Here is a 13,437-nt window from a genome sequence, read left to right as displayed (position 1 = left end):
TTTTCGAATAAATAGATAGGAGGTAAATGATGTATAATAAAGTTATTTTAATCGGTCGCCTGGTGGCGGCTCCAGAATTGCATAAGACCAGCACAGACAAATCCGTTGCCCGAGTGACCGTTGCGGTCAATCGTCGCTACAAGGACCAAAACGGGGAGCGAGAGACTGATTTTGTCAATGTCGTTGTCTGGGGGAAATTGGCTGAAACCATGGCTAGTTATGCCAGTAAAGGGAGCTTGATCTCTTTGGATGGAGAGATTCGGACACGCCGCTACGAGAAAAATGGGGTCATGCAGTATGTGACAGAGGTCCTCTGCCAAAGTTTTCAGTTGCTAGAGAGCCGCGCTCAGCGAGCGATGCGTGAAAATGGTGGAACGGGAGATTTAGCCGATATCATCTTAGAAGAGGAAGATCTTCCTTTTTAGAAACAAAAAAGAAAGCTGGTTCGTTTATAGACCAGCTTTTTTGATATTTGGTAGGGATTTCATTCGGGAACGACTCATTTAAAAATAAATCAAAAATATGCATCTGTACAATAAAAGCCAGCACTTTTCTTGAAAAAGTAGTAAAATAAAGTAATATATATTCAAAATTTTCAGAAAAGGAACGGAGTTTGAAGGGGAAAGAAGAAAGAAAAGAACGGTTGAAATGGCTGATAAAACGGGTTTTACTGGTGATTCCAGTGGCCTGCATCCTCTTGTGGATCTATGCCGTTTGTCAAACCAGTAGCATCAAGGATCAGACCAAGATCGGTGTCACCTATATGACCATGAACAATGAGTTCTATAAAAGTATTCATTCGGAAATTAGTCGGATTGCCGATGAGAAAGGGGCTCTTGTATCTGTCCGAGATCCAGAATTGGACGAAAAAAGGCAGAGCCAGCAGATCGATGATTTTTGCGCTCAAAAGGTAAATGTGATTGTGATTAATCCGGTCAAAGGGGATAGTCAGCCCATTTTAAGAGCTCTTAAAAAAGCTAGAAAACAAGGAATTAAGATTATTGCAGTTGATACCCAGCTCAAGCATTTTAAGCCGGATGCCAGCATTGTCTCTGATAACTACCAAGCAGGAGTCTTGATTGCGAAAGAGTTGATGAAACGCTCTTCAAATGCTCGTATTTTGCTCTTGGAGCATAAGGGGACTGTTTCGGCAGATACGCGGATACAGGGATTTAAGGATACCATCAAAGGACATGGCTCTTATCAGATCATCTCGGAACTAGAAACCAAGGGGCAGACGGAGATCGCTATGCCAGCTGTCCGTAAGTTCTTGCAGTCAGGGGGGAATGTCGATACACTAGTTGCCCTAAATGACCGCTCGGCTATAGGAGCTTTAGCGGCCATCAAGGAACAAGGAATCACCCATCCCATTGCGATCTATGGGATTGATGGCTCACCAGATATGAAAGCCTTGCTGCACTCGACCGATGATGTTGTAGGAACCGTTGCCCAGTCTCCGTTGAAGATGGGAGACCGCGTGATGGAGGTCATCCAAGATATGACGGCTGGGAAAAGCTACCAAAAAGAGATAACCATTCCGGTTCAAATGATGACAAAGGAAAACATCGATCACTTTGATGTGAATGGGTGGCAGTAATGAGAAAATTTAGAGGTGTGAGATACAGTTTGGCCATTCTGATGGTCGTGAATTTTATCGCTGTGATGCTCAACAGTATCATCTATCTTCAAGCAACCAACTATATCATTGCCCAACGGCAAGCTTCCCTATTAGTAGAACGCTTAGAGCGTATTCCTTTTGCGCCTTCTACAACTTTTTGGTTGTCTGCACTCTTATTTGCTGGGATTGCCTTGATCTCCATGAGTCGTTACCGGTCTCAAACGAGTCGATGGTCCATTTTTGATCAGTGGAACATTCTGGAGATCCTCCTGATGTTGCTCTTGATGTGGGTCCAAAATGTAGCTTATAACGGGCTCATTCTCTTGGTTTTTGCGGATATCTTCTATGGTTCTAAAGAGTTGAATACCAAGCGAGACCGCAGGTATTGGTTTGCGTTTATCCTAGTAAGTTTCTTGATGCTTCTTGTGACCAATTCAGACGTCTTTTCGCTTTTCTTTCCGATACCTTCTCTGGATGTCTATATTCATTTTTACCCCGCCTCTATTCGGATTCTGGCCTTTTTCTTAAAGAATTCCCTCTATGCCTTGAATATGGTGCTCTTCATTATTTCGCTTTTGTTCTATATTATGAATGTTCTTGCGGAAAACCACGAAGTAGAAGAAGAGTTGGCTATGGTTTCGAAGGTCAATACGGAGTTGAACAACTATATGGCCTTGTCTGAGAAGATTGCAGAGGATCGAGAGCGCAAGCGGATTGCTCGGGAGATTCACGATACCTTGGGACACGCGCTAACAGGGATCTCGGCCGGCTTAGATGCTGTTGGGGTCTTGATTGATATCGATCCCAATCGGGCAAAAGAGCAGGTAAAAAGTGTATCAGAAGTGGTTCGTGAAGGGATCCAGGATGTGAGAGGCTCTCTCAACCGCCTCCGTCCAGGTGCCCTTGAGGGACGAACCCTCAAAGATGCATTAGAAAAGATGATCCGCGAGTACCAGACGCTTTCCAACTTGCAGGTTGATTTACACTATGAATGGGTCGATGTCGATATGGACGTCATGATTGAAGATACGATCTTTCGTGTGATCCAAGAGTCTATGACCAATGCGGTTCGCCACGGTCATGCCAGTCAGATGAGCCTTCATTTTTTTGAGGATGAAGAAGATTACCTGATCGAGTTGCAGGACAATGGGGTTGGGTTTGAAACCTTGACCTATGGTTATGGGCTCAAGCAGATGATGGAACGCATTTCCATCCTAGGAGGACAGCTTCAATTTGAAAGCCGCGATGGATTTTTCACGCGCGTCAGTTTACCGAAATATAAAGAAGGGAGATAGAGATGGTGATAAAAGTAATGGTGGCAGATGACCAGGCCTTGATTCGAGAATCTCTGAAAATTATTTTGTCAGCCCACCCCGATATCGAAGTGGTGGCCACAGTGGAAGATGGGAATCACGTCTTATCTAGCATTCCACAGACACATCCTGACCTGATCTTAATGGATATTCGGATGCCAGGCATGGATGGGGTTTTGGCGACAAAAGAAGTCAAAGAGCACTATCCGGATATCAAAATTATTATTTTAACGACCTTTGACGATGATGAATTTATCTATAGTGCACTCAAGTATGGTGCTTCAGGTTATCTTTTAAAGGGAGCTTCGACAGAGGAACTCTATGAAGCGATTAAGGTGGTGTATCAAGGCGGAGCCATGATCAACCCGAATATCGCTAGTAAAGTCTTTCAAATTTTCTCACAAATGGCCAAAACCAACTTCTCTATTGCTGTGGATGAGGACAATGTCAAGGATTTGAGCACGACGGAATGGCGCATTATCCAAGAAGTCGGCTATGGGGAGTCCAATAAAGAAATTGCGGCCAAACTTTTCTTATCAGAAGGAACCGTGCGCAATTACTTATCAACGATTTTGGCGAAATTAAACCTACGAGATCGAACGCAATTAGCGATCTGGTCAGTCCAAACAGGAGTGACGAGACGTGATTTTTCTAAAGGAAATACAGAATGAAATTGAAGCGAAAGCATCTTTGTTGGGGGATCGGTCTCCTTGTTGTGCTCTGTACGAGCGCGGGTTTCTATTGGTGGAAACAGCAACCGACCGTACTCCATATCGGCGTTTATGCAGGTTCTAGCTGGGATGTGCCGACCAGTCAACGTTCCCATGCCTTGGATCGTGCGATTGAAAAATTTGAAAAGTCCCATCCCCACGTCCGTGTAGAGTATGAAAACGGGATTCCGCAGTCAGATTATTCAGACTGGCTCTCTGAAAAGATTGTCTCAGGAAAGACACCGGATGTCTTTATGGTCTCTGAGCAAGATCTTTCCTTATTAGCAGCGCGGGGCGTATTAGAAAAGTTAAACGGCTATATGGATCGAAAAGATCAAGCTGCCTTTTATCCCGTTGCCTTTGAATCCGGTGTCTATCTGGGGCAAACCTATGCCTTACCTTATGAAAGCAATCCGATTTTGATGTGTGTCAATAAAGATCTCTTGGATAAAGAAGGCATCGCGGTTCCCAAAGAAGGCTGGACCCTTGAAGAGTTCTATACGATTTGCAAGAAACTAACCAAAGATACCAATGGAGATGGGCAATTGGACCAATTTGGAAGCACAGAATACACCTGGAAAGAAGCCTTGGCGGCAAATGGAGGTCATCTCTTCCAAGGTGGCATGCTCAAGCTGACAGCTCCAGAAGTGAAAGAGTCTTTGACTTTTCTGCAAAAATTGGAAGATCTAAATAAAAATTACAAGGTGAGCTCTAAAGATTTTGACCAGGGGAAAGTCGCCTTCTATCCCATGACCTTGGCCCAATATCGGACCTATAAACCTTATCCCTACCACGTTTCAAAATATTCAAACTTCACCTGGACCTGTATCCCGATGCCTGCTAAGTCAAAAACGACCAAGGCAACCTTAGTCACGACGACTTCTTTTGCTATGTCAGCTCGGAGTTCTCATTCCAAGTTGGCTTGGGAATTGATGCAACTCTTAACAGAGGATCCAGAAATTCAACAAACCCTCTTTGCTCAATCCCAAGGGATCTCTGTCATGCCACAGGTCGTCAAGAGTCGCTCTAGTAAAGACCTTCTGCAGGTGGATGATTTTGGAACAGATTCCTTGACCAATCAGACCTTGAACCGCATCATGGAACAAGCTGTTGAAAGTAGTCCGAAAAATGTCTCAAAAGAGGTGTTAGAAAAGCTAGACTACTTGATTGGTAATGCCTTGCGCGATCAGGATGTCGAGAACCGCTTGCCTCAAATTCAGAGGGAGATTGAGAGTAGTCTACAGGTAGGAGTTTAGAGTAAAATAAGATGGCATTTTGTCAAGTGACAGATGTCATTTTTTTATTGCTAAATGTCATATTAGGAATGTGACATTTGACAATGTAAAAACGCTTTCAAATAATCTACAATAGAGTCAAATAAAGGAGGCGTAGAAAAATGAAATACCTCGTTTTGGTCAGTCATGGCGGACTGGCAGAAGGTCTAAAAACATCACTAGCCATGTTTGCTGGTGACAAGTTGGATCAGGTCATCGCAGTTGGACTCAAAGAAGGAAAATCGGTCGATGACTTCGCAGTTGATTTCAGAGAGAGCATTTCAGGATTGACAGCTGATGATTCTGTTTTGGTCTTGGCAGATATCGTAGGTGGTAGTCCATTAACCACTGCAGCCACGGTTCTAGAAGAAGCTGGAAAGCTCGATGGAGCCTTGATCCTTGGTGGGATGAACCTTACCATGGCCTTGACGGCAGTTGTGATGAAGGATGTGTTGGATGGAGACGATTTGTCAGCCACCATCTTATCAGAAGCACGATCTGCACTACAGCCTTTTGAAGTTTCAGCCACTGGTGCTGAAGAAGATGATGACGATATTTAATAGGGAGGTACCTTATGGTAGTAACATTTGTACGGATTGATGACCGCATGATTCACGGTCAGACAGTCACACGCTGGGCAAAGGAAAAACCATGTGATGGTTTGATTGCCGTAAACGATGCAGCAGCATCAAACAAGGTTTTGATTCAAGCTTACAAAGGCGCATCCGACAAGAAAACCTTTGTATGGACAAAGGAAGCCTTTAAAGAAAAATCAGCAAAAGTAACAGAATCAGATAGTCGTTACTTCTTGATCACCAAAAATCCAATCGATATGAAGGAAATTTTGGTCGACCAAGGGTTTGTCCCAGGTGATGTCAAAGAAATCATTGTTGGCCCTGCAAATGATCGTCCTGGAGCTGTGAAATTGGGGAATAACCAATCCATCACTCAGGAAGAAGCAGAAGCCTTCCAAGCCATTCAAGCAGCAGGCTACAAGGTGAAATTCCAATTGTTGCCAGATGTTTCCATCGGTTATTGGGATGATTTCAAATCAAAATTTGGTTTTTAAAACTAACAGTCTTATCTGTTAGGTAAATAAATTTACAAACAAAAGGAGCGTTTGTTATGACAATTTCATGGATTCAAGCAATCTTGCTTGGTATTTTCGCCAGCTTGTCTTCAATGCCTGGTATGGGAGGTTCCAGTATCGGGAACTATACACTCGGTCGTCCTTTGATCGGTGGGTTGATTTCAGGTTTAATTCTTGGAGATGTGACAACCGGTATTATGGTCGGGGTTGCCCTTCAAGTCGTTTATATCGCCTTGGTAACACCTGGTGGTACCGTATCTGCCGATGTGCGTGCCATCTCTTACATCGGTGTTCCTCTTGCTATCTTGTTTGTGCATGCTAATAACATCACAGATGAAGCTGGAATCGCCGCAGCTGCAGCTCCAATCGGTGCAGCCGTTGGGACAATCGGTACAGTTCTTTTCTACGGTACCGCTACTATGAACTTGGTTTGGCAACACATTGGTTGGAAAGCCGTTGAAGAAGGAAACTTCAAAAAACTCTACGCAGTTGACTGGGTTTACCCTTGGATCTCTCACTTCCTCTTCTCTTTCCTTCCAACAATGATTATCACCAAATACGGTGAAAACATGGTTGATTTGATGAAACAATACCTTCCTATGGATGGTTACTGGATGAAAGCCCTCTTTACAGTCGGTGCTCTTCTCCCATGTGTCGGTATTGCCATCTTGTTGAAACAAATTGTTACAGAAGCAACTGACTTCATTCCATTCTTTGTTGGATTTACCTTGGCAAAATCTCTCGGATTGAACTTGGTATCCAGTGCCGTTGTTTCATTAATCTTTGCAGTAATCTACTATGAACTTGAAGTGATCAAATCGATGAAAGCTGCTCCAGCCGGAGTGGTGGACCTAGACGATGATGAGGAGGATATTTAAAATGGCTGATAGAAAGAAAATTTCAAAGAAAACATTAGCAAAAGCATTCCATCATTGGTATTATGGTCATTTGACTTGTTTCTCTCAAGAACATATGCAAACCTTCGGGTACTTGACTTCTATGCTTCCAATCGTAGAAGAAATGTATGACACCAAAGAAGAACAAAAGGATGCTATGCAAACCTATACGGCCTTCTTCAACACTGAACCACAACTTGGATCTCTTGTTGTAGGGATCACAGCTGGTTTGGAAGAAGCGCGTGCAAACGGAGATGCAGTAGATGGCGAAACCATCAACGGTATGCGTGCCGGTTTGATGGGACCAATCGCTGGTATTGGTGACTCATTGGTCGTTGGTACCTTGATTCCAGTTCTCTTGGGGATTGCCCTTGGACTTTCTAAAGGTGGTAACGTCGCTGGTGCTCTCTTCTACATCGTCGTATGGAACCTCTTAGTCTACTTTGGTATGCGCTTTGCCTTCTTCAAAGGTTACCAATTAGGGGATAAAGCCGTTGAATTCCTTGTAGGACCAAAAGGACAAGCTCTTCGTAAAGCGATCAGCGTTGTCGGTGGTATGGTTATCGGTGCCGTAGCAGCTACTTGGGTATCTGTTACAACAGCCCTTCAATTCAAGAATGCTGAAGGAAAAGTCTTCTTGAACATCCAAGAAAAGATCGATGGTGTTTATCCAGGTCTCTTGACAGCAGCCTTCATCACTCTTTGCTGGTGGTTGATGTCTAAGAAAAAAATTTCACCAAACAAAGTCATGTTACTTCTCGTTGTAGTGGCTTTGATCGGTGTTGCCCTTGGTATCTTTGATCCACATCTTAAATACTAAGGAAAAGAAAAAACAAATTTGCTAGTAGGAGTTTTTGAGAATGAAGTGAATTGACCTCCTTTACTTGCACTTCATTCTCAATTTTTATCAGGAGGAATCCCATGGTTACAAAACAAGAACTTGTCAATGGATATGAAACAGAAATCAACTACCAACGCCACATGCTTGAAAACCTTGGTCGTTGGTTCAGCTTACTCTTTATCATTGCCAGTATTGGTGTGGTATTGATCTATCTCTTTCACAAAAGTTTCCTCCCACTCTTGATCCTCGGGATTTTACTAGCCTTGGTTGGAATTTTAGGCATGATTGTTTTTGGATATGGCATCTACCGCGGGCGGATCAATCTTCAAAAAGTGATCGATGATTTCAATCAAAAATTGACAATTTTAAATTGAAATTTTAGAAACATCTCATCTCTTTTTGAGGTGTTTTTTTCTTGACTATTTCTGACCAAGTGATACAATAGAAACATAAGTTAGCACTTGAGTATGAAGAGTGCTAAAAACACGTATGGAGGAATAAACATGTTAAAACCATTAGGAGACCGCGTGGTCTTAAAAATAGAAGAAAAAGAACAGACAGTTGGTGGCTTTGTCCTCGCAGGTGCGAGCAAGGCTGATACAAAAACAGCTGAAGTAGTGGCCGTTGGTGAGGGTGTGCGTACCCTAAGTGGTGAACTGATTGCCCCAGCTGTGAAAGCAGGAGATCAAGTTTTGGTTGAAAGCCATGCAGGAATTGAAGTTAAAGATGGGGAAGAAACCTACACCATCGTTGGAACATCAAACATTCTTGCAATTGTAGAGTAAGAGAAGAAAGAGGTAAGAGAAATGGCAAAGGATATTAAATTTTCATCAGATGCACGTTCTGCAATGGTTCGTGGTGTCGATGTCTTAGCAGATACAGTGAAAGTTACGTTGGGCCCTAAAGGACGCAATGTGGTTCTTGAAAAATCATTTGGTTCGCCTTTGATCACAAATGATGGGGTGACCATCGCCAAAGAAATCGAATTGGAAGACCATTTTGAAAATATGGGTGCCAAATTGGTATCAGAAGTGGCTTCTAAGACCAATGATATCGCAGGTGACGGTACAACGACTGCGACTGTTTTGACCCAAGCTATCGTTCGTGAAGGGATCAAAAACGTCACTGCAGGTGCTAACCCAATCGGCATCCGCCGTGGGATCGAGACTGCTGTTGCAACAGCAGTAGAAGCATTGAAAAACACTGCGATTCCAGTGTCCAGCAAGGAAGCCATTGCTCAAGTAGCTGCTGTGTCTTCGCGTTCTGAAAAAGTTGGTGAATATATCTCAGAAGCCATGGAAAAAGTTGGCAAAGATGGGGTCATCACCATTGAAGAGTCTCGTGGAATGGAAACCGAGCTTGAAGTGGTTGAAGGCATGCAGTTTGATCGTGGTTACCTCTCACAATACATGGTGACGGATAATGAAAAAATGGTAGCCGATCTTGAAAACCCATATATTTTGATTACTGACAAGAAGATCTCAAATATCCAAGAAATCTTGCCCTTGTTGGAAAGTATTCTTCAAAGCAACCGTCCGCTCTTGATCATCGCAGATGATGTGGATGGCGAAGCTCTTCCAACGCTTGTCTTGAACAAGATCCGTGGTACATTTAATGTTGTAGCTGTTAAGGCACCAGGATTTGGAGATCGCCGTAAAGCTATGCTAGAAGATATCGCCATCTTGACAGGTGGTACAGTCATTACAGATGATCTTGGTTTGGAATTGAAAGATGCAACCATTGAAGCACTTGGTCAAGCAGCTAAAGTTTCAGTTGATAAAGACAGTACCGTCATTGTCGAAGGTTCTGGTAACCCAGAAGCGATCGCTAACCGTGTGGCGGTCATCAAGTCACAAATCGAAACCACAACCTCTGAATTTGACCGTGAAAAATTACAAGAACGTTTGGCTAAATTGTCTGGTGGCGTTGCCGTAATCAAGGTTGGTGCTGCAACAGAAACAGAATTGAAAGAAATGAAACTCCGTATCGAAGATGCCCTTAATGCGACTCGCGCAGCCGTTGAAGAAGGGATCGTTGCCGGAGGTGGTACAGCTCTTGTCAATGTCATCTCTGCAGTCGCAGCCCTTGAATTAGAAGGGGATGAAGCAACAGGACGCAATATCGTTCTTCGTGCTTTGGAAGAGCCAGTGCGCCAAATTGCCCACAATGCCGGTTACGAAGGATCTATTGTGATTGATCGCTTGAAAAATGCCGAAGTCGGAACAGGTTTCAATGCTGCAACAGGTGAATGGGTGAATATGATTGATGCAGGAATCATCGACCCAGTTAAAGTGAGCCGTTCAGCCCTTCAAAACGCCGCTTCCGTAGCGAGTCTGATCTTGACGACCGAAGCAGTCGTAGCCAACAAACCAGAACCAGCAGCCCCAGCAGGACCAGGAATGGATCCAAGCATGATGGGTGGGATGATGTAACCTGATACCAATGATTGGTGCTAAAGCACCGAATCATTGGACGGTAGCCGCTATGTTGCGGCCTACCTAATCATCTTACTAGCTCAAAGGGAGGAAAATATCGTTCCTCCCTTTTCACGTCGTAACCCCTTGATTAATTGATCAGGTGCATTTATTGTTATGGCAAGCACCATGGTGCCTTGCCGAAGTGTCTTACTAGCTCAAAGGGAGGAAAGTATCGTTCCTCCCTTTTCACGTCGTAACTGTTACACGATTGAGGTTTTGCCTTTAATCATTTGACGCCAGCCGCTATGTTGCGGCCTACCTAATCATCTTACTAGCTCAAAGAGAGTGGGACAGAAATCGGTAATTCGTTAGAATTCGATTTCGTTGTCCCACCTCCGCACAGTTGAGTAGGGCTGTAAAAGCTGATGAAATCAGCGTAGTAAAGCCCACTCAACCACTGCGTCTTGCTCGGCAATCCAAAAATAATTGAGAGGCTAGGACTTTTGTCCCAGCCTCTTTTTATCGTGCTTTGGGATTTTTATTTGTTATGGAATAATATTTTTATTTTAAATTTTGTAACAGAAATGATAAATACTAATTAAAGAGGACTTGTGTAGATGCTTGGGAATCAAGCGTTTGTGATGTTTTCAGGCGGAGGAATATTTGCCAACAAATTGCAATACAAATTAACTGATTTTGTAATAATTCTAGTGTATACTAGTAAGAGTAGATCACAGGTCTACAATTGTTGCAAGGGGAGAACTTCCCACATACATGTCTATTGACAATAAAACTTGATCGTAATATCGCTGTTAGTAAAATGAGAGTTTGAACATAGCATAGATTTTATCGACCTTTTTCATATTAAAAAATATTTTTCAAATTCCCCTTGCGCAAGCTCTTCCGGATTCCTCCGGGAGAGTTTTTTTGTTAAGGAGAAAAGGTAGAAGGGCTATTAAGTCTCTTTTGAAAGAGTGGCTCAGCAGGCATCATTTATGGTAAAATAGAACATATTCGTAGAGGGGAAGGAGTGAGGACTTTGTTGAAGATTTTTGTGTTAGAAGATGAATGGATCCAACAATCGCGTATCGAAGCGGTCTTGCAGGAACTGATTACTCAGAAATCCTTGCAATGCAAAGCGCCAGAAGTGTTTGGGAAATCAAGCCAGTTGCTAGATGCTATCACAGAGAGAGGCGCTCATCACCTATTCTTTTTAGATATCGAGATTAAAGGTGAGGAGAAAAAGGGTCTGGAGATTGCAAAAGAGATTCGTAAGAAAGACCCCCATGCGACCATTGTCTTTGTCACCACTCACTCTGAATTCATGCCCATTACCTTTCAGTACAAAGTAGCCGCTTTGGATTTTGTCGATAAAACGCTGGGTGAGGAAGAGTTCAGAGAGAGAATCAGCTCAGCCATCGATTATACCTTGGAGCAAGCTGGGACCACGATTGCACAAGATGCTTTTACATTTGAGAGTGCGATGGCGCGTGTACAAGTTCCCTTTAATAAGATTTTGTATGTTGAAACGTCTCCAACTATTCACAAGGTTATTTTACACACCCAGGATGAGCGCTTGGAATTTTACGCTAGTATTGCCGATATCGAAAAAGCAGATCCCCGCTTGTATCGGTGCCACCGCTCCTTTGTGGTGAATCCGCAAAATATTACGAAGATTGATAAAGAAGCCAAGAAAGCTTTTTTTGAAAATGGGGACAATTGCTTGATCTCACGGACCAAGTACAGAGGCTTACTGGAAGCTTTGAAAAAATAGAAGGGAGAAAGAATTGCTGTTAGATATTCTAATGTCCTACCTAAAGTTCTTCGTCAGCATGCTGATCTATCGTCATATCAGTAGACAAGAGTTCACCTTGCGCTGGCTCTTTTTGTGCCCCTTCTTCTTTGCAATTATCTTTACCCTTGTGCCACCGGTAGGCTTTTTTGGCTATTTCTTAGTATTTATTGCCTATAGTTTCTATCGAAATCGTAACATACGACACCTTTTGAATATTTTTTACGGGCTCTACCCGGTTGTCATGGAGAGTCTCATTGGGCGCCTCCTAGCCTTTTATGTCTTTCCAATGCTAGGGATCGTACTTGTTCATGAGGCATCTGTCAGCTGGTATGATGCTCTACTTGAATTGCTGGTCTTTCCTGTTTATATAGGAATCACTAAATTGTTAAAACTAGATTTTACAGATCTAAAAGTAGGATTTCAGCGGCAGTATTTTAATCGTTTCTTACTCCCAATGGATCTTTCCATGTTTGTGTATTTGCTCAGTGTTGTAGGTCTGGTGGTTTTTGAGGATATTATTCCGCATGCAGATGCTTTGCGGAAACAGTTAAATAGTATTTATTTGATTTTGTTTTTTGTGATGCTCTTGTATTTCAATGCAGTGTCCAAAGAACGATTGAAACAAGAGATTCTGGAACAAAAAGATAGGCAACTGCAGGAGTTAGCCACCTATAGCCAACACGTCGAAATGCTCTACGGGGAGATTCGTGCCTTTCGTCATGATTACCTGAATATTTTAACCAGTCTCAAATTAAGTATTGAGCACGAAGACCTCAATGCGATCAGGGAAGTCTATGAGAATGTTCTTCGAGAGAGTGGCCAGCAATTTTACAATAGTAAGTTTGATATTGCCAAACTCAGTCACATCGAAAATCCAGCTGTAAAAAGTGTTCTGTCCGCAAAATTATTGGAAGCTCAAAATAAAGGGATTGGGATCTCTGTCGAGATCGATGAACCAGTTCGTGATTTATTCATCGAGGTTTTAGATTTCATCACCTTCTTATCCATCCTTTGTGACAATGCTATCGAAGCGAGTCTTGAATCAGAGGACCCCCAGCTGACTCTTGCCATGCTCCAGGAGGAAAACTCCCTCATCTTAATAGTTGAAAATAGTACAAAAGCTGAAAAAATAGATCTGGCGAGAATTTTTGAAAAGGGCTACTCGAGTAAAGGAGATGGCCGCGGTCTTGGCTTGTACAAGATCCAACAATTACTGGAAAAGTATCCCAAAACGACAGTGTCTACCAAGAGTTCAAACTACCGATTTACTCAGAGTCTGACCTTTTGGAAGGAATAATAGAAGAGAGAGTGGGACAGAAATCGGTAATTCGTTAGAATTCGATTTCGTCGTCCCACCTCCGCACAGTTGAGTAGGGCTGTAAAAGCTGATGAAATCAGCGTAGTAGAGCCCACTCAACCACTGCGTCTTGCTCGACAATCAAAAATAATTGAGAGGCTAGGACTTTTGTCCCAGCCTCTTTTT

The 13,437-nt window shown here is 43.0% G+C and carries 14 protein-coding genes; all 14 read left to right on the top strand.

Annotation, left to right across the window (positions count from 1 at the left end; all coding sequences use genetic code 11):
- Positions 1-29: 29 nt before the first annotated feature.
- Positions 30-425 carry a single-stranded DNA-binding protein gene (locus tag ABVF55_RS10140; protein ID WP_003004675.1) on the top strand — a complete coding sequence of 132 codons (396 nt, stop codon included), beginning with the start codon at positions 30-32 and terminating at the stop codon, positions 423-425.
- Positions 426-613: 188 nt separating this feature from the next.
- Positions 614-1,597 carry a substrate-binding domain-containing protein gene (locus ABVF55_RS10135; RefSeq protein WP_049492166.1) on the top strand — a complete coding sequence of 328 codons (984 nt, stop codon included), beginning with the start codon at positions 614-616 and terminating at the stop codon, positions 1,595-1,597.
- Positions 1,597-2,913 (top strand): sensor histidine kinase, encoded by a 1,317-nt coding sequence (locus ABVF55_RS10130; protein ID WP_247923532.1) that lies wholly within the window; start codon positions 1,597-1,599, stop codon positions 2,911-2,913. Before ABVF55_RS10135 ends, ABVF55_RS10130 begins: the two co-directional genes overlap by 1 nt.
- 5 nt (positions 2,914-2,918) lie before the next feature.
- A complete protein-coding gene (locus ABVF55_RS10125) occupies positions 2,919-3,602 on the top strand; it encodes a response regulator transcription factor (RefSeq protein WP_037585171.1) in 684 nt (227 codons plus the stop codon).
- On the top strand, positions 3,599-4,897 hold the full coding sequence (locus tag ABVF55_RS10120) for an ABC transporter substrate-binding protein (RefSeq protein WP_320909530.1): 1,299 nt from the start codon (positions 3,599-3,601) through the stop codon (positions 4,895-4,897). The genes ABVF55_RS10125 and ABVF55_RS10120 overlap by 4 nt, the downstream gene beginning before the upstream one ends.
- A gap of 140 nt (positions 4,898-5,037) precedes the next feature.
- Positions 5,038-5,475: a PTS sugar transporter subunit IIA gene (locus ABVF55_RS10115; RefSeq protein WP_227038491.1), complete on the top strand. Its 438-nt coding sequence runs from the start codon at positions 5,038-5,040 to the stop codon at positions 5,473-5,475.
- A gap of 14 nt (positions 5,476-5,489) precedes the next feature.
- Positions 5,490-5,984 (top strand): PTS system mannose/fructose/N-acetylgalactosamine-transporter subunit IIB, encoded by a 495-nt coding sequence (locus ABVF55_RS10110; RefSeq protein ID WP_000261775.1) that lies wholly within the window; start codon positions 5,490-5,492, stop codon positions 5,982-5,984.
- Between the two features lie 56 nt (positions 5,985-6,040).
- A complete protein-coding gene (locus ABVF55_RS10105) occupies positions 6,041-6,883 on the top strand; it encodes a PTS mannose/fructose/sorbose/N-acetylgalactosamine transporter subunit IIC (protein WP_014712796.1) in 843 nt (280 codons plus the stop codon).
- Positions 6,867-7,721 carry a PTS system mannose/fructose/sorbose family transporter subunit IID gene (locus ABVF55_RS10100; protein WP_173018936.1) on the top strand — a complete coding sequence of 285 codons (855 nt, stop codon included), beginning with the start codon at positions 6,867-6,869 and terminating at the stop codon, positions 7,719-7,721. The genes ABVF55_RS10105 and ABVF55_RS10100 overlap by 17 nt, the downstream gene beginning before the upstream one ends.
- A 101-nt stretch (positions 7,722-7,822) precedes the next feature.
- Positions 7,823-8,116 (top strand): hypothetical protein, encoded by a 294-nt coding sequence (locus ABVF55_RS10095; protein ID WP_003013750.1) that lies wholly within the window; start codon positions 7,823-7,825, stop codon positions 8,114-8,116.
- A 129-nt stretch (positions 8,117-8,245) separates the two neighbouring features.
- Positions 8,246-8,527: a co-chaperone GroES gene (gene groES, locus ABVF55_RS10090; RefSeq protein WP_445285303.1), complete on the top strand. Its 282-nt coding sequence runs from the start codon at positions 8,246-8,248 to the stop codon at positions 8,525-8,527.
- A gap of 21 nt (positions 8,528-8,548) precedes the next feature.
- A complete protein-coding gene (gene groL / locus ABVF55_RS10085; RefSeq protein WP_445285302.1) occupies positions 8,549-10,174 on the top strand; it encodes a chaperonin GroEL in 1,626 nt (541 codons plus the stop codon).
- 1,024 nt (positions 10,175-11,198) lie between these two features.
- Positions 11,199-11,933 (top strand): response regulator transcription factor, encoded by a 735-nt coding sequence (locus ABVF55_RS10080; RefSeq protein WP_445285301.1) that lies wholly within the window; start codon positions 11,199-11,201, stop codon positions 11,931-11,933.
- Positions 11,934-11,964: 31 nt separating this feature from the next.
- Positions 11,965-13,251 carry a sensor histidine kinase gene (locus tag ABVF55_RS10075; RefSeq protein ID WP_445285300.1) on the top strand — a complete coding sequence of 429 codons (1,287 nt, stop codon included), beginning with the start codon at positions 11,965-11,967 and terminating at the stop codon, positions 13,249-13,251.
- Positions 13,252-13,437: the final 186 nt, after the last annotated feature.

Source organism: Streptococcus sp. KHUD_012, from assembly GCF_052588255.1.
Note: the sequence above shows the minus strand (reverse complement) of the source record. Positions and strands in the feature narration are given on the sequence as shown.